We start from the raw sequence: 16,911 nt of genomic DNA on the forward strand, positions 1-16,911 counted from the left end.
ACTCCTTGGGGTTAAACGGCGGACCTAGTAGCTGATGATTTGGGGTTGTCCGAGGTGCTTGAGTCCCTCGACGCCGAACTCGAGTCCGTAGCCGGAGGCCTTGGCGCCGCCGAAGGGGACGCGGGGGTCGACGGTGCCGTGCTTGTTGATCCACACGCTTCCGGCCTCGATGCGGGCGGCGACCGCGCGGGCGGCGTCGGTGTCGGAGGACCAGACGGAGGCGCCGAGGCCGACGTCGAGCCCGTTGGCCATCGCGACGGCCTCGTCGACGGTGGAGTACTTCACGATCGGCAAGGCGGGGCCGAACTGCTCCTGGGTGACCAGCGGGTTGTCGTTTTCGATGTCCGCGACGAGGGTGGTCGGGTAGAAGTAGCCGGGCTGGTCCCGGACGGGGTTCCCGCCAAGGACGATGCGGGCGCCGGCGTCCTTGGCGGCTTGGACGAGGTTCGCGACGACGTCGTACTGCGCCCGGTTCTGCAGGGGCCCGAGGACGTTGTTCTCGTCGAGTCCGACGCCCATGGGCATGGCCTTGGCGACGTCGGTCAGGGCGGCGACGACGTCGTCGTAGATCTCCTCGTGGACGTAGAGGCGCTTGAGCGCTGCGCAGGTCTGGCCGGTGTTGATGAACGCGCCCCAGAAGAGGTCCTGGGCGATCGCGGCCGGGTCGGCGTCGGGCAGGACGATGCCAGCGTCGTTGCCGCCGAGCTCGAGGGTCAGGCGCTTCACGGTGCCGGCGGAGGAGCGGATGATGTCCTGTCCGGCCGCGGTGGAGCCGGTGAACATGATCTTGGCGATGTCCGGGTGGGAGGCGAGGACGGCGCCGACGTCGCGGCGGCCGGAGACGACGTGGAGGACGTCGGCGGGCAGGGCCGTGTTGAGTACGCGCACCAGGGCCAGGACGGACAGGGGTGTGTTCCCGGAGGGCTTGAGGACCACGGTGTTGCCCATGCGCAGGGCCGGGGCGAGCTGCCAGATGCTGATCATCATGGGCCAGTTCCAGGGGCCGATGGCGCCGACGACGCCGAGCGGGCGGTAGTGGAGTTCGGCGCGGCCGCCGTCGTCGTCGACCAGGACCTCCGGTTCGATCTCGAACGACGCGGTGGCGCGCAGCCAGGCGGCGCAGGCGCCGACCTCGAAGCGCGCGTTGGGCCCGTTCAGCGGTTTGCCCTGTTCGCGGGAGAGCAGCTCGGCAAGGGCCCCGGAGGAGGCCTCGACGGCGTCGGCGGCCCGGTTCAGGTGCGCGCTGCGCTCGGCGTGGCCGAGTGCTGCCCATGCCGGTTGCGCGGCGGCGGCCGCGGAGATCGCGGCTTCGAGGTCCGCGACCGTGTGCTCGGGGGCGCGGCCGACCACCTCGCCGGTGGCGGGGTCCTTGATCTCCCGCCCGCCGGTGTCCGGCTGGATGGACGCGAGCAGGTTTTCGCAGGTGGCGGTCTGGGTATCGGATGGGGTCGTCATGGCGTGTTCTCCTGGGTGTTCGTGGTGGGTGGAAAGAAGTTCAGAGCGAAGCGGGAATCCGGCGTGCCAGTGGGCGCTTCGCGTATCCGGCGTATCCGGCAACGAGGAGTTCGAGGCCCGCGACGCCGAGCATGCCCATGGCAGCCGGGGCGGCGGCCGCCGTGAGTGTCCCGGGCGCGCCGTGGCCCGCGTGGGGCGTGGCGGCGGTGATGCCCGGGACGCCGAGGGCCAGGACGACGTGCCCGATCGCCATGGCCAGGGACATGGCCTGCAGCAGCGCGAGCCCGCGGCGGGATGTGTGCCGCCAGGTGTGGACGGCGCACCACGCGCAGACCAGGAGCATGGGGATCAGGACCAGGTTCAAGGCGACGCCGTGGTCGTGCGCGGCCAGCAGCCAGGCATGGGCGCCGAGCGCCCCGGCCGCCGCCGCTCCTACCGGTGGCACTTCTTGCCCGACGCCGGCGCGGGCACGTCCAGGACGGGCGAGCGGTCGAAGAAGCCCTCGGGCCGCAGCCTGAACCCGGCGGTGTCGACCGGCATGATCGGCCAGTCCTCGACCCGCGGGAAGTGGGTCAGTCCGAAGGTGTGCCAGACCACCAGGTCCTCGCCGTAGATGTTGCGGTCCGCCTTGATCCATTCGGGCAGTCCCGCGCCGCCGGGGTGCTGGTTCACGAAGTCCCCGGTGGGGTACCTTTCGCTTTCGTCGTAGCGGGTGACCCACAGCGTCTTGGTGGTGAAGGCGGCGCGCCGGGCGACCGAGGACTGCGGGTCGGCCAGCAGGGTGGGTTGGCCCTCCGGGTGGAGCCTGTATCCGACCGGCTCGCCGAGGCGGTTGAGCGAGTCGGCGTTCTGCACCACCCACGTCCGGCCGGCGGCCATGTCAGCGTCCCGGCCTGCCTGGGATTCGCTGGTCAGCACGGTCCGCTTGCGGGTGAAGGCGTTGCCCCGCGGGTTCTCGGCGGACATCGGAACGCGCACCGCCTCCTCCTCCACGACGCGGTTCGGTCCGCCGTCGAGGGCGAAGTCGAGACGGGCGCCGAAGAGGTGCTGGTGGAACGGAGCCCCGAGCCCGGGGGCCATCTCCGAGGAGTACGGGTAGTCCTTCGAGGGCTGTGCGCTGGTGAAGACGACGCCGGTGGCCTTGGCCTCGAACTCGATCGTTCCGTCCAGGTAGAGGTACCAGTAGAACCCGTAGTCGTAGTTGCCGATGGTGGTGAAGAAGGAGATGACCAGGCGGCGGTTGCGGCGCGTGTAGTTCACGCCGCTCCACAGGTCCGAGTGCTTGGCGAGGATGGACCAGTCCTCCTCGTGCATGCAGATGCCGTTGGCGATGGTCCGCGGATTCCCGAAGGCGTCCGTGATGGTGGGGGAGAGGTAGTGGATCTCGCCGAGGCAGTCGCACCCGAGTTCGAGCGAGTTCGCGAACTGGCCCAGCATGTACTCGCCGGTGTCGAAGTAGTTTTGCCAACTGCGGACCGGCGAGGGGTCGCCGTAGGGGACGACCATCTCGGCGATGGAGGCGCGATTCAGGATCGGACGCGTCCGGCCGCCGTCCTCGAACCCGATGTTGTGCAGCACCAGGCCCTCGCGCATGTCGAAGCCGATGTCCAGGCTCCACTTCTCCCACAACACGTGGTTGCCGTCCGCCACAGTGAAGGACGGCCCTTCCGGCTGGGTGATACTGATCGGCTTCTGCGTGGTGCGCATGGGGCCGGTGAGTTCGGGGTCCGTGTAGTTTCCGTGTTCGGCGGGCACGGGAACGACGCCGAAGTCGAGCACCTGGTCCACGCTCCGCGCCGCGACGTCGACGTAGGCGACGAGCCCGTCGATCGGATGGGCCCATGCGGAATCCTCGGGGTGTTCCTGGAGGAACGCGAGCCCGCGCAGGATCCGCCGTCCCTTCTCCTCCGGGTATTCGAAGACGCCCGCGGAAAGCGGGGCGACGCGCACCTTGGCCACGTCGAGACCGCGCTTCTCAAGGGCCGCGAGCCACGCGGTATCGGTGGACAGGATCTCCTCGACCAGACCGTACTCCTCGTCCACGACGGGCAGTTCGCCCGTCACCGAGGTGTCCAATTCGACCACGCTGACCACTTCGGCCCGGGCGGTCGACACCACGACGTCCTTCGGCCGTCCCCCGGCGGTGTCCATCAGGAACGCTCGGAACAGGCGCTCGGCCGCGGGCACGTTGGCTCCGCGAGGCGGATCGACGAGACCGAAATAGGCGACGCGCGTCGTCTCGCCGAAGTGACCGGCCGCGGAGAGGGTCTCGCGGACCAGGGAGACCTCGTCCGGGGTGGACAACACGTGCCTCGAGGAGGCGCTGACGGGCAGGGTGTCGTGGGGGGACATGTTGACCTTCCGGGGGAGGGGGCGGAGCGGGTGCCGTGTGATGCGGACCACTTTATTATTCTCTCTACGTAGAGAATAAGTCGGAGTGACGCCGAGCACAAGGGTCTTATCCGTGGCATATTCCGTGACGGTCCGGTGGCGTGGTCTCGGGGAGGGCGCCCGTGGCTCTATACGATGGGCACATGCCCAAGATCGTTGACCACAACCGCCGGCGCAGGGATCTCGTGGAAGTGGCGTGGCGCGTCGTGGCGCGCAGCGGGTTGGAGGCCATGACGCTGCGCGACGTCGCGGCGGAGGCCGGGTTCGCCAACGGGGCGATCAAGCCCTACTTCGCCACGAAGGCCAGCCTCGTCGAGGCGACGTATTCGTATGTCTTCGAGCGGACGAATCTCCGAGTCGCCGCCGCGGTCGAGGGCCTCCGCGGGCTGGATGCGCTCAGGGTGTTCGGCTTGGAGGTTCTTCCGCTGGACTCCGTCCGGATCGACGAGGCGCGCGTGGTGATCCCGTTCTGGCAGGTGGCCATCCATGACCCGGACAAGATGGAGATCAACGCGGCCGCCATGGGCGAGTGGCGCTCATCCATGTCGGCGTGGCTCGGCGAGGCGCGGGACGCGGGAGAAATCACCGCGGATCTCCCGGTCGAGACCCTCGCGGAGGGGCTGCTGACGTTCCTGCTCGGCGCGCAGGTGGCCGCGGTCTTGGACTCCGGGGTCAATGCGCCGGAGCGGCTGGAGGCGCAGCTGGATGCGCACCTGGAGCGACTGCGTCCCTAGTGGCCGCCGCCCGGGCGGCGGGAATCGCTATCCGCTCCCAATCAATCGATTGACGGATGTTACGTTGCTGGACTTTACTGATCACCACGACCCAATCAACTGATCGGGCTTTGGATCCGACGGACGAGGATGTTCCACGGCATGGATTTGGGCAGTGTCCAGCGGGCCGCGGTGTCCCTCTTCGCCGCGCGGGGCTTCGCCGCCACCGGCATACGCGAACTGGGATCCGCCGCCGGCATCAACTCGGCGACGCTCTACCACTACGTGGGCAGCAAGGAAGACCTGCTGGTCAGCATCATGCGCGACTGCCTCGACGAGCTCATCCGCTCGGGGTCCGAGGCCCTCCGCGCCAGCGCCGAGCCGGCCATCCAGCTCGCCGGACTGATCTCCTCCCACGTGGGCTTCACGGCCACCAACCAGCTCACCGCCCGCGTCACCGACTACGAGATGCGCGCCCTCTCCGACGGCAACCGCGCCACCATGCAGGCCCTCCGCGACGAGTACGAGTCGCTCTTCGCGCAGGTCCTGGAGCGCGGGGCGCGCGTGGGGGCTTTCACCACCGAGGACCTCGCCATGGCCCGCCTCGCGCTGATGGAGATGGGGACCGGCGTCGCGCACTGGTACCGCGCCGACGGGCGCCTGCGCCTCGAGGAGGTCCAGCGCTATTTCGTGAGCATGGCCTGCCGGATCCTCGACGTCGACCAGGCCGACCTCGAAGGCGCCGATTTCGTCGTCGTGCCCCGCCGCCTCGGCAGCGAACCCCCACACCGACCCGCAACGAAAGAGACCCCGTGGACTCCCTGACCAGCAACGTCGACGCCAGCGCCCCCGGTTTCGCGGAGAACGCGGAGCGGCAGAAGGCCCTCGTCGAGGAACTGCGCAAGCGGTTGGACCGGGCCGCACTCGGCGGCTCGGAGGCGTCGCGCCGCCGCCACCAGGGGCGCGGGAAGCTCCTGCCCCGCGAGCGCGTCGACGCCCTGCTTGACGACGGCTCGCCCTTCCTCGAGATCGCGCCGCTGGCGGCCGAGGACATGTACGGGGGTGACTGCCCCGGAGCCGGAGTCATCGCCGGGATCGGCCTGGTCCACGGCCGGCACGTCCTGGTCATCTCCAACGACGCCACCGTCAAGGGCGGCACCTACTTCCCCATGACGGTCAAGAAGCACCTCCGCGCGCAGGAGATCGCGCTGGAAAACGGGCTGCCGTGTGTCTACCTCGTGGACTCGGGAGGGGCGTTCCTGCCCATGCAGGACGAGGTCTTCCCGGACCGCGACCACTTCGGGCGCATCTTCTACAACCAGGCCAACCTCTCGGCGCGCAAGATCCCGCAGATCGCCGCGGTCCTGGGCTCCTGCACGGCCGGCGGCGCGTACGTCCCGGCGATGAGCGACGAGACCGTGATCGTCCGGAACCAGGGCACCATCTTCCTGGGCGGCCCGCCGCTGGTGAAGGCGGCCATCGGGGAAATCGTGACCGCCGAGGAACTCGGCGGTGGGGAACTCCACGCCGGCACGTCCGGCGTCGTGGACCACCTGGCGGAAAACGACGCGCACGCGCTGGAGATCGTGCGCAACATCATCGAGACACTGCCGCCCGGCCCGGCAGCAGCGTGGGACATCGCCGAACAGGCCGCCGAGCCGCTGTCCGATCCGGCCGAGCTCTACGGCGCCGTCCCCACCGACGTGAACGCCCCCTACGACGTCCGCGAGGTCATCGCCCGGATCACGGACGGCAGCGGATTCCACGAGTTCAAGGCCAACTACGGGACCACGCTGGTCACCGGATTCGCCCGCATCCACGGCCACAAGGTCGGCATCCTCGCGAACAACGGCGTCCTGTTCGCCGAGTCCGCGCTCAAGGGCGCGCACTTCATCGAGCTGTGCGACCAACGCGGCATCCCGCTGGTGTTCCTGCAGAACCTCGCCGGGTTCATGGTGGGCCGGGACTACGAGGCCGGGGGCATCGCCAAGCACGGCGCGAAGATGGTCACCGCCGTCGCCACCGCGCGGGTCCCCAAACTCACGGTGGTCATCGGCGGCTCCTTCGGGGCCGGCAACTACTCCATGTGCGGGCGCGCGTACTCGCCGCGTTTCCTGTGGATGTGGCCGGCCGCGCGCATCTCCGTCATGGGCGGCAACCAGGCCTCCTCGGTGCTGGCCACCGTCAAACGCGACCAGATCGAGGGCGCCGGCAACACCTGGGACGACGCCGACGAGGAGGCCTTCAAGGCGCCCATCAAGGAGCAGTACGAGGCCCAGGGCAACCCCTACTACTCCACGGCCCGGCTGTGGGACGACGGCGTGATCGACCCCGCGGACACGCGCCGCGTGCTCGGCATGGCGCTGGACGTCTGCGCCCGGCAGCCCCTGCCGGAGACGTCCTTCGGCGTCTTCCGCATGTGAGCGCCCGCCGATGACGACCCCGACCCCAGCCCCCCAGAACGGACCCATCGTGAACCACCCCCTCTTCGACACGGTGCTCGTGGCCAACCGCGGGGAGATCGCCGTCCGCGTCATCCGTTCGCTCCGGGCGCTCGGCATCCGCTCCGTGGCCGTGTATTCGGACGCCGACGCCGGGGCCCGCCACGTCGCCGAGGCCGACGTCGCCGTGCGCGTCGGTCCCGGCCCGGCCAACGAAAGCTACCTGGACATCGACGCGATCCTCGGGGCCTGCCGACGCACCGGGGCGCAAGCCGTGCACCCCGGCTACGGCTTCCTGTCCGAGAACGTCGGATTCGGCCGCGCCCTGGAACAGGCGGGCATAGTGTTCATCGGGCCCGACGTCGCCTCCATCAACCTCATGGGCGACAAGATCCGCTCCAAAAACCACGTGGTGTCCCACGGCGTCCCGGTTGTCCCGGGCATCGCCGAACCCGGGCTCGACGACGCCGCGCTGACGGCCGCCGCGGCCGGCGTCGGCTTCCCCCTGCTCATCAAGCCCTCCGCCGGGGGCGGCGGCAAGGGCATGTTCGTCGTCGAGAGCGAGGCCGAGCTGCCCGACGCGCTGGCCAGCGCGCGCCGCACGGCGCTCGGCGCGTTCGGCGACGACACCCTGTTCCTGGAGCGGCTGGTGCGCAATCCCCGCCACATCGAGGTGCAGGTCCTGGCCGACCGCCACGGCAACTCCGTGCACCTGGGGGAGCGCGAATGCTCGCTGCAGCGCCGCCACCAGAAGGTCATCGAGGAGGCACCCTCACCGCTGCTGGAGGGCCTGGACGACGGCGGCCGCATCCGCGCGGAGATCGGCGCCGCCGCCGTCGCGGCCGCGCGCTCCGTCGACTACGTCGGCGCCGGAACCGTGGAGTTCCTCGTCAGCGACGAGAACCCGGGCGAGTTCTTCTTCATGGAAATGAACACGCGCCTGCAGGTCGAGCACCCCGTGACGGAGGAGGTGGTCCGCGTCGGCGGGGAGTCGGTCGACCTGGTCGAATGGCAGGTGCGCATCGCCGCCGGACAGCCGCTGCCCTTCACCCAGGAACAGGTGGAGCTGCGTGGCCACGCCGTCGAGGCGCGTGTCTACGCCGAGGACCCCGCGCACGGCTTCCTGCCCTCGATCGGCACCATCCTCTCCGCGGTCGAACCCTCCGGCGGTCACGTGCGCGTGGATTCCTCCCTGCGCGACGGCCTGGAGGTCCCCGCGTTCTACGACCCGATGCTCGCGAAGGTCATCGCGTGGGGCGAGGACCGCGCCGCGTCGCTGGCGGTGCTGGACCGCGCGCTCGCCGGGACCGTGGTGCTGGGGGTGCACACGAATATCGAATACCTGCGACTGCTCCTGGCCGACGACGACGTCGCCGCCGGGCGCCTCGACACGAACCTGATCGGCCGCAAGATGCCGGAGATGGCATTCCGCGCCGTGTCCGGCGAAGACCTGGCGCTCGCCGCGCACCTCGCGCGCACCCCCGACGCTGGAACGAGCGGAGCCCGGAGCGGCGGTGCGTGGGGCCGCGCCGACGGGTGGCGGCTGGGGCGGCACGCCGGTTCGGTGCTGCACCTCGAGACCGAGGGCGAAATCCACACGGTTTCCCACCGGGCGACGCCGACCGGTTCGTCGGTCGACATCGACGGGCGCGCATACGCCGTCGACGCGGCCGGACCGGACCTGCTTGCGGTGGACGGCGTCGTCCGGCCCGTGCGCAGCGCCGTCGGCCCCGACGGCACGGTGTGGCTCGGCGGCCAGGGCCGGAGCGCCGCCATCCGACCGCTGGACCGCGCCGAACGGCTGTCGCGAGAACTCGCGGCACTGGACCGCGGGGCCTCGGCCACGTCCCCGGAGGTCCGCGCGCCCATGCCGGGCACCGTGATCGCCGTCCGGGTGGCCGACGGCGAGCGCGTCGCCGCCGGCCAGGTGCTCGCGTCGATCGAGGCGATGAAAATGGAACACCACATGCTTTCACCGGGGGACGGCGTCGTCAGCATGGGCGCGCTCAAGGCGGGCGACCTCGTTAAGGCCGGACAGCTGGTCGCCACCGTGCGGATCGACACCCCCGACACCCGCGACCTCGAAAACCCCGACGGCGGGCCGTCCGCGGACGCCGTCCCGACCGAACTGGAGACCAGCGCATGAGCGCCACCGAACCGGAGCGCGTGGAACAGCGCGGCTTCTACCTCGACGAGCTGCGCGAGGGCGTGGTCTATGTGCACCGGCCCGGGCGCACCCTCACCGAGGCGGACAACGTCCTGTTCACGTCACTGACCATGAACAACCAGGGGCTGCACCTCGATGCGGCCTGGAGCGCCACGCAGCCCTTTGGCCAGCGGCTGGTGAATTCGCTCCTGACGCTGGGCACCATGGTGGGCCAGTCGGTGCCGCAGATGACCGAGGGCACCATCATCGGCCAGCTGGGCCTGGACGACGTGAAGTTCCCCCATCCGATGTTCCACGGGGACACGCTGTACACCGAAACCGAGGTCACCGAGGTCAGGCCCTCCAAGTCCCGCCCGGGGCAGGGGATCGCGACCATGCGGCACACGGGGCGGAACCAGGACGGCGTCGTGGTCGCCACGGCCACGCGGACCTGCCTGATGTGGACGAGGGACGCACACCGGACCGCCGTCGCCGGGACGGGGGAGGTCCGGAATGCGTGATTTCGCCATGGGCCCCGCCATCCTGTTCTGCCCGGCCGACCGCCCGGACCGCTACGCGAAGGCCCTGGAGCGGGCGGACGCCGTCATCCTGGACCTGGAGGACGCCGTCGCGCCCGGCAAGCGCGCGGAGGCCCGCACGGCCCTCGCCGGAAACCCGCTGGACCCCGCGCGGACCATCGTGCGCGTCAACCCCGCCGGAACGACCGATTACGACGCCGACCTGGCCGCCCTGCGCGCCACGGCCTACCGCACGGTGATGTTGGCCAAGGCCGAGACCGCGGAGGACCTCGCGGGACTGGCGGACTACGACGTCGTGGCCCTGTGCGAGACGGCGCTGGGCGTGCTCAACGCGCCGGCCATCGCGGCGGAACGCAACGTCGTCGCGCTGATGTGGGGTGCCGAGGACCTGGTTGCCTCGCTCGGCGGATCATCGTCCCGGGACGCCTCCGGGGCCTACCGCGACGTCGCCGCGCACGCCCGCTCGCGGGTGCTGCTGGCGGCCGGCGCGTTCGGGAAGACCGCCATCGACTCGGTTTACGTCGACATTCCCGACCACGAGGGGCTGCTGGCCGAGTCGGTGGACGCGCAGGCGTCCGGGTTCGGCGCCAAGGCCTCCATCCACCCGGGCCAGATGCCCGTCATCCGCCGCGCCTTCACCCCGACCGAGGAGGATGCCGACCGCGCCCGGCGGGTGCTGGCGGCCGCGGAAGAGTCCGGCGGGGCCTTTACGTTCGAGGGGCGGATGGTCGACGAGCCGCTGCTGCGGCACGCCCGCGCGACGCTCGCGCGCGCGGGCCGGAACGCCGGGGGCAAGGAACCGGCGACGGGGGAGACGAGCGCCGGTTAGCGGCCTGCTGCGCGCGCGCCGGGAGTACCCTCGAAGGATGAGGACTCCACTCCAGCCAGGCATCGCGCTCGGGGGACGCTTCGCCCGCGAACTGCCCGAATTGGCCATCCCGTGGGAGGCCGCCGAGGTCGCCGAACCCCGCCTGCTCGCGTTGAACGAGCCGCTGGCCCAAGAACTCGGTCTGGACCCGGCGGCGCTCCGGACCGCGGAGGGCCTGCGCCTCCTGGTCGGCAACGCCGTCCCCGACGGCGCGACTCCGGTGGCGCAGGGCTACGCGGGACACCAGTTCGGATCGTATTCGCCGCGGCTCGGGGACGGGCGCGCGCTCCTGCTCGGCGAGGTCTCCGCGGCAGACGGGACGCTGCGGGACATCCACCTGAAGGGTTCCGGCGCCACGCCGTTCGCCCGCGCCGGGGACGGGCTGGCCGCCGTCGGGCCCATGCTGCGCGAATTCGTCGTCGCCGAGGCGATGCACGCCCTGGGAATCCCCACGACGCGCTCGCTCGCCGTCGTCGAGACCGGGAGCACCGTCCGGCGCGAGACGGAACTGCCCGGCGCCGTGCTGACCCGCGTCGCGGCCAGTCACCTGCGCGTCGGCACGTTCCAGTTCGTCGCCGCCGGCGGGGACACCGACCTGCTCCGCCGGCTGGCGGACTTCGCCATAGACCGCCACTATCCGTGGGCCGCCGGGGAGGAGAACCCGGCCCTCGCGCTGTTCCGGGAGGTCGTCGCGGCGCAGGCGTCCCTGGTGGCGCGCTGGATGCTGGTGGGGTTCGTCCACGGCGTCATGAACACGGACAACATGACCATCTCGGGCGAGACCATCGACTACGGCCCGTGCGCGTTCATGGACGCCTACGACCCGGCCGCCCTGTACAGCTCCATCGACTCGGGCGGGCGCTACGCCTACGGGAGCCAGCCGGTGGTCGCCGAGTGGAACCTCGCGCGGCTCGCGGAGGCGCTCCTGCCGCTGTTCGACGAGGACCGCGACCGGGCGGTGGAACTCGCCGTCGAGCAGCTCGGCACGTTCCGGCCGGCCTACAACGCCGCCTACGCGGCAGTGATGGCGGACAAGCTGGGGCTGCCCGACGACGACGCGACGGCGGCGCTGTCCGGCGAGCTTCCGGCGCTGCTCGCCGGGGCGCGGGTGGACCACACCTCGTTTTACCGCAGCCTCGGCGCCGCCGCCCGGGGCGGCGACGCGCGGTTCCGCGCGCTGTTCCCAGCCGCGGACGCCGGGGACGAAGGGGGCGCGGAAGCCTGGCTGGAACGCTGGAGGCTGTTGGGCCCGGACGGCGACGCGGCGGACCGCGCAAACCCGGCGTATATCCCGCGGAACCACCTCGTGGAGGAGGCCCTCGCCGCGGCGACCGCCGGAGACCTGGAGCCGCTCTCGAAGCTGTTGGACGCGGTGACCGCGCCCTTCGAGGAACGAACCGGGCTCGAGCGCTACGCCGCGCCCGCACCCGAGGATTTCGGAAACTACCGGACTTTCTGCGGAACCTAGCCCATCCCAGCCCAGTCCTGCACCGACCCAGCCCCGCCCGCCCCGCCTCGCGAAGTGGACATAACCACGGGTAATTAACCTAGGAAGTGTCCACTTCGGGGGGTGGGGGAGGGCTATTCGAAGCGGGTGGGGTCTCCCATGCCGACGCGGACCACTTCCGCCGTGCCGCCGGAGAAGTCGACGACCGTCGTCGGCTCGGCGCCGCAGTCGCCGGAGTCGATGACGGCGTCGACCACGTGGTCGAGGCGTTCCTTGATATCCCAGCCCTGGGTCATGGGTTCGTCCTCGTCGGGGAGGAGCAGTGTGCTGGACAGGAGCGGTTCGCCGAGTTCGGCCAGCAGCGCCTGCGTCACCGCGTGGTCCGGGATGCGGACGCCGACCGTCTTCTTCTTCGGGTGGAGAAGGCGGCGGGGGACCTCCTTGGTGGCCGGCAGGATGAAGGTGTAGCTGCCGGGAGTGACGGCCTTGATGCTGCGGAAGACCATGTTGTTGATTTCCACGAACTGCCCCAGCTGCGCGAAGTCCTTGCAGACCAGCGTGAAGTGGTGCTTGTCGTCTAGCCGGCGGATGGTGCGGATCCGGTCCAGCGCGTCCTTGTTGCCCATTTGGGCGCCGAACGCGTAGCAGGAGTCGGTGGGGTAGACGATCAGGCCGCCGGAGCGGAGCATATCCACCGCCTGGCCGATCAGTCGCGGCTGGGGATTGTCCGGGTGCACATCGAGAAAGCGGGCCATCAGCCGAGCATACGCCGGATTTGGCGGGCCCGCCGCGGCTCCGGTACCCTTGCTGGGTACGCCCGCGTGGCGCACGAAGTTCGGTTCTTTAGCTCAGTTGGTTAGAGCGTTCGCTTCACACGCGAAAGGTCGCTGGTTCGAGTCCAGTAAGAACCACCAGCAACGAGGAGGGCCCCCGCCGCGGCGGGGGCCCTCCTCGTTTTGAACCTAGCCGACGGCGGCGACGCGCGCGCCGTCCGGTTACGACCCGTCCGCCATCATGTCCAAGACGAGCGGCTTGACCCTGGTCCCGAGCAGTTCGATGCTGCGGACCATGTCCGCGTGGGGGAGCGAGCCGTTGCTGTACTTGATGTCCAGGCGCGAGAGCCCCAGGCCCTTCGCGGCCCGAACGAACTTCTTGGCCACCGTCTCGGGCGAGCCCGCGAAGAGGTTGCCCGCGGGCCCGGCCGACGCCTGAAAGCGCATTTTCGATGCCGGCGGCCAGCCCCGTTCGGAGCCGAGCTTGTTCATGACGCGCTCGTAGTGCGGCCAGAGGGTGTCCAGGGCCTCCTCGTCGGTCTCCGCCACGAAGCCGTGCACGTGCGCGCCGACTGGTTGCGGCTGGTGCCCGAACTCCTCGAGGGAGCGCCGGTAGAGGCGTCCCAGCCCCTCGAACGCCAGCGGGTCCCCTCCGATGATGGCCATGAACAGGGGCAGTCCGTGCCGCGCCGCGCGGACGACCGATTCCGGGCTGCCGCCGACACCCACCCACGCGCCGAGCCGGCCCGATTCGGTGTTCGGGTAGGCGCGCTGTCCGGACAGTCCCGGACGGGTGGTCCCGTGCCAAGTGAGCGGCTGCTCCGCCAGGAGCTTGGCGAAAAGCGCCAGTTTCTCCTCGAACAGGACCTCGTAGTCCTTCAGGTCGTATCCGAAGAGCGGGAAGGACTCGATGAATGAGCCACGTCCCAGGATCACCTCGGCGCGTCCGTTGGACAGCCCGTCCACCGTGGCGAAACGCTGGAACACGCGCACCGGATCGTCCGAGCTGAGCACCGTCACCGCCGAGCCGAGCCGGATGCGCTCCGTCTGGCCGGCGATGGCACCGAGGACGACCTCCGGGGCGGTCACGGCGTAGTCCGGGCGGTGGTGCTCGCCGACGCCGAAGAAGTCCAGCCCCGACTGCTCGGCGGCGCGTGCCTCCGCGAGGATGTTACGCAGGACCTGGGCATGGTGGAGCGGCTGGCCGTCGGGGCCGTCCGTGACGTCGCCGAAGGTTTCGACGCCGATTTCGAGCTGTTGTCCCATGGATGGACTCCTTTGATATATGCAACTGCATGCAATAACCGGCGTCGCAAGCCGGGTATTCCCCGGCGCGGGGAAAGCCCCGGGGTGCGTCCGGGACGGGCGCTCCGGAGACCGTGACGAAGCACTCGCCGGGGCCGCCCCCTGGGCCGGCTACACCACTGTTTGCCGGTTGTACAGTGGAGTCACCAAGCACCGCAGGACAGGAGACCACGTGTCCCCGAGCAACACCCAGGACACCACCCCCGGAGTGGGCGGAACGCCCGATCCGCACCCGCGCGCCGGGGCGATGCCGCGCGTCACGACGTCGGAAATGAAGCACACCCTGACGCGGCGCACCGAGGCCGTGCTGCCGACCGGAAGCGCCGACCTGCCGGGGTCCCCCGACGACCGCTTGAAGACCGAGCCCGACTGGGACGAGGCGGACCTTCCGGCCGATTCCGAGCCGGCCCTGGATCCGTACCCCGGCGCCCAGCAGCAGGACCGTGGCCGCAAGCCCGCGAGGAACACCTCCAAGAACCGCCTTCTCTGGGGCGTGCCGCGTCCGGGGCCGGGAACGGCTCCCACGGCGCCGATCGATCCCGCCGTCGCCCGGCCCGTCCCCAGGGCCAGCCCGGCTGCCCGTCGCATGCTGGCGCGCCTCATGGAGTCCGAGGCGCCGCCCACGCAGGCGTTCTCCATCGTCGACCGGCTGGTCGGAAGCCCCTATGCGAACCCGACAATCCAGGTCGGCGCCCAGGAGGCCAGCGCGCGCAAGACGCTGGAGTTCGCCCTGGACCTCGCCGAGGCCATGTTCCGCTACGGTGCCGGCGCCCTCGAGGCGGAGACGAGCATCATCGCGGTCACCGCCTCGCTGGGGCTGCGCCACGTGGACGTGGATATCACCAACCAGTCGATCCTCCTGAACTATGCGCCGGCCGACCAGATTCCGCTGACCATCCTGCGCGTGGTCCGTTCGTGGACCAGCAACTACGCCGGCCTGGCGCTGCTCCACCAGCTGGTCTCCGAGATCGTGGCCGGCGGCGTCACGCGGCAGCAGGCGGTGGACCGCCTGGACGACATCACCCACCGGCCCAAGCCGTTCCCCCGCTGGATGGTCACTGCCGCGGGCGGCGGGTTCACGGCCGCGTTCGTCCTGTTCATCGGCGGATCGTGGATCGGTGCGCTGGTTGGTTTCGCGTCATTCTGCCTCGTCACCCAGGTGCTTAAGGTCGCCGGCCGGTGGCGAGTTCCGGAGTTCTTCGCCGTCGGGCTCGGGTCCCTGGCCATGACCAGCATCGCCATGGTCATGTGGGCGCTCAGCGTGCCGATCTCCCCGGCCATCGTCGTGGCCGGCGGCATCATGCTGCTGCTTCCGTCCTCGAGGTTCGTCTCCGCGGTCCAAGACGCGATCAATGGCTTCCCCGTCACGGCGGCGGGCCGTTTCTTCTCCGCCATGATCATCTACGGAGGCATCGTTGCCGGCATCGTCGTGGGGCTGGTGCTCGGCGCGCTTGCCGGCATCGGGGAGCTGGACATCGCCCGGATCGACCAAATCGCGTATCCGACGTGGCTGCTGGTGCTGCTGGTGGGCTTCGCGGTGGCCTGTGCCTCCGTCTTCGAACAAAGCGCCCACAACCTGGTGCTGCCCACCGCAGGCGTCGCGCTGCTGGGGTATCTGGCACTGGTCGGTTCCGAGACGATCGGCGTCGGCCAGCGGCTGACCCCGGCCATAGCCGCCGCCGTCGTCGGAGCGGCGGGGCGTTGGGTCGCCATGAAGATGGGGGCTCCTCAGCTGGTGGTCGCCGTGCCCGCGATCGTCTTTTTGCTGCCCGGGCTGATGATCTTCCGCGCCATGTACGGGATCGCGATCGACAGCGACGACATGACGGCCGGCCTCGTGGAGATGTTCAACGCGTTCACCATCATCCTCGCCACGGCGGGCGGCGTGGTGCTGGGCGACACCATCGCCCGGCCGCTCACCAAGGGCTGGAGCAGCCACGAACGACGCCGGATCCGCCGCCGCTGACACCCTCTTCCACGGCCTCCTCCGGCTACCGCGCGCCGACTTACGACGCCGGCAGGCGCCAATCCACGCCACTCGCGCCCTGCGCGGCGAGCAGTTCGTTGGCGCGGCTGAACGGGCGGGAACCGAAGAAGCCGCGCCGCGCGGACAATGGCGAGGGGTGTGCGCTGTGGATGACAGCGGTGCCGGCCAGCAGCGGTTCGACGGCCTGCGCGTCCCGGCCCCAGAGGATGGACACCAGCGGAAGCCCGCGGCCCGCGAGGGCGGCGACGGCGGCATCGGTCACGGCCTGCCAGCCCAGCCCCCTGTGGGAGCCCGCCGAGCCGGCGGAGACAGTGAGGACGCGATTCAGCAGCAGCACTCCCTGGTCCGCCCAGGCGGACAGATCGCCGTGCGGCGGGGGAGTGGCACCGACGTCGTCCGCCAGCTCCCGGTAGATGTTCGCGAGGCTCCGCGGCAGTGGCCGGACGTCTGGCTGGACCGCGAAGCTGAGCCCGATCGCGTGCCCCGGCGTCGGATAGGGGTCCTGCCCAACGACGAGGACCTTGACGGACTCCAGCGGGCGGGTGAAGGCGCGAAGGATGTTCGTCGGCGCGGGGAGCACGTTCTCGCCCGCTTCGCGCCGCCGCAGGAGGTCGGCCTCGATGGCCTCGATGTGGCCGGCGACGGGCTCGAGTGCGCGGGCCCAATCCGGGGCCATGCCCGCCGCCAAGCGCGGGCCCGCGGGGATGTCCTCGCCCCGCGGAGCTGGCGGCAACGCAAAAAGCGGATGCTGTTCGGGTGCGTCCGGTGAATCGTGCATCCGTTCATTCTGCCGCGCGCGGGGACGGTCCGTTCAAATGACAACCCTGTGATTCGGAACTACCATGG

14 protein-coding genes and 1 tRNA gene are annotated in these 16,911 nt (G+C 70.4%); 9 read left to right on the top strand and 6 right to left on the bottom strand.

Going from position 1 to position 16,911, the window contains the following annotated elements; genetic code table 11:
• Positions 1–24: 24 nt before the first annotated feature.
• Genes AC0QSG_RS15585 through AC0QSG_RS15595 form a run of 3 tightly spaced genes read right to left on the bottom strand, consistent with a single transcriptional unit; the run spans position 25 to position 3,807 of the window.
• Complete coding sequence (locus AC0QSG_RS15585) at positions 25–1,455, bottom strand: aldehyde dehydrogenase family protein (RefSeq protein WP_475376061.1); 1,431 nt, start codon at positions 1,453–1,455, stop codon at positions 25–27.
• Positions 1,456–1,495: 40 nt separating this feature from the next.
• Positions 1,496–1,900: a hypothetical protein gene (locus AC0QSG_RS15590; protein WP_435727108.1), complete on the bottom strand. Its 405-nt coding sequence runs from the start codon at positions 1,898–1,900 to the stop codon at positions 1,496–1,498.
• Complete coding sequence (locus tag AC0QSG_RS15595; RefSeq protein WP_475377331.1) at positions 1,888–3,807, bottom strand: primary-amine oxidase; 1,920 nt, start codon at positions 3,805–3,807, stop codon at positions 1,888–1,890. Before AC0QSG_RS15595 ends, AC0QSG_RS15590 begins: the two co-directional genes overlap by 13 nt.
• A gap of 182 nt (positions 3,808–3,989) precedes the next feature.
• On the opposite strand from AC0QSG_RS15595, the gene AC0QSG_RS15600 reads away from it, so the two are divergent.
• The 7 genes from AC0QSG_RS15600 to AC0QSG_RS15630 all read left to right on the top strand — a co-directional run bounded on the left by AC0QSG_RS15600 (position 3,990) and on the right by AC0QSG_RS15630 (position 12,021).
• On the top strand, positions 3,990–4,580 hold the full coding sequence (locus AC0QSG_RS15600) for a TetR/AcrR family transcriptional regulator (RefSeq protein ID WP_475376062.1): 591 nt from the start codon (positions 3,990–3,992) through the stop codon (positions 4,578–4,580).
• Between the two features lie 141 nt (positions 4,581–4,721).
• Positions 4,722–5,384 carry a TetR/AcrR family transcriptional regulator gene (locus AC0QSG_RS15605; protein ID WP_435727105.1) on the top strand — a complete coding sequence of 221 codons (663 nt, stop codon included), beginning with the start codon at positions 4,722–4,724 and terminating at the stop codon, positions 5,382–5,384.
• Positions 5,372–6,982 (top strand): carboxyl transferase domain-containing protein, encoded by a 1,611-nt coding sequence (locus AC0QSG_RS15610; RefSeq protein ID WP_475376063.1) that lies wholly within the window; start codon positions 5,372–5,374, stop codon positions 6,980–6,982. Before AC0QSG_RS15605 ends, AC0QSG_RS15610 begins: the two co-directional genes overlap by 13 nt.
• 10 nt (positions 6,983–6,992) lie before the next feature.
• The gene (locus tag AC0QSG_RS15615) at positions 6,993–9,146 is read left to right on the top strand and encodes an acetyl/propionyl/methylcrotonyl-CoA carboxylase subunit alpha (protein ID WP_475376064.1); all 2,154 of its coding nucleotides are present in this window, start codon (positions 6,993–6,995) and stop codon (positions 9,144–9,146) included.
• The gene (locus tag AC0QSG_RS15620) at positions 9,143–9,667 is read left to right on the top strand and encodes a MaoC family dehydratase (protein ID WP_435727102.1); all 525 of its coding nucleotides are present in this window, start codon (positions 9,143–9,145) and stop codon (positions 9,665–9,667) included. The genes AC0QSG_RS15615 and AC0QSG_RS15620 overlap by 4 nt, the downstream gene beginning before the upstream one ends.
• Positions 9,660–10,514, top strand: coding sequence for an HpcH/HpaI aldolase/citrate lyase family protein (locus AC0QSG_RS15625; protein WP_475376065.1), 855 nt, complete (start codon positions 9,660–9,662; stop codon positions 10,512–10,514). Before AC0QSG_RS15620 ends, AC0QSG_RS15625 begins: the two co-directional genes overlap by 8 nt.
• A gap of 37 nt (positions 10,515–10,551) precedes the next feature.
• Positions 10,552–12,021, top strand: a complete 1,470-nt coding sequence (locus tag AC0QSG_RS15630) for a protein adenylyltransferase SelO (RefSeq protein ID WP_475376066.1) — start codon at positions 10,552–10,554, stop codon at positions 12,019–12,021.
• A 113-nt stretch (positions 12,022–12,134) separates the two neighbouring features.
• On the opposite strand, the gene AC0QSG_RS15635 is transcribed toward AC0QSG_RS15630, so the two are convergent.
• Entirely contained in the window at positions 12,135–12,755 is a 621-nt protein-coding gene (locus AC0QSG_RS15635) for an L-threonylcarbamoyladenylate synthase (RefSeq protein ID WP_475376067.1), read from the bottom strand.
• 82 nt (positions 12,756–12,837) lie between these two features.
• On the opposite strand from AC0QSG_RS15635, the gene AC0QSG_RS15640 reads away from it, so the two are divergent.
• Positions 12,838–12,914: transfer RNA gene (locus AC0QSG_RS15640), tRNA-Val, on the top strand.
• Between the two features lie 81 nt (positions 12,915–12,995).
• Here AC0QSG_RS15640 and AC0QSG_RS15645 read toward each other — a convergent pair.
• Entirely contained in the window at positions 12,996–14,039 is a 1,044-nt protein-coding gene (locus AC0QSG_RS15645; RefSeq protein ID WP_475376068.1) for an LLM class flavin-dependent oxidoreductase, read from the bottom strand.
• Positions 14,040–14,250: 211 nt separating this feature from the next.
• Between AC0QSG_RS15645 and AC0QSG_RS15650 the strand changes: the two genes are divergently transcribed.
• Complete coding sequence (locus AC0QSG_RS15650; protein ID WP_475376069.1) at positions 14,251–16,044, top strand: threonine/serine exporter family protein; 1,794 nt, start codon at positions 14,251–14,253, stop codon at positions 16,042–16,044.
• A gap of 40 nt (positions 16,045–16,084) precedes the next feature.
• On the opposite strand, the gene AC0QSG_RS15655 is transcribed toward AC0QSG_RS15650, so the two are convergent.
• Positions 16,085–16,843 (bottom strand): uracil-DNA glycosylase, encoded by a 759-nt coding sequence (locus AC0QSG_RS15655; RefSeq protein ID WP_475376070.1) that lies wholly within the window; start codon positions 16,841–16,843, stop codon positions 16,085–16,087.
• Positions 16,844–16,911: the final 68 nt, after the last annotated feature.

It is taken from the genome of Arthrobacter sp. LT660 (assembly GCF_056172845.1).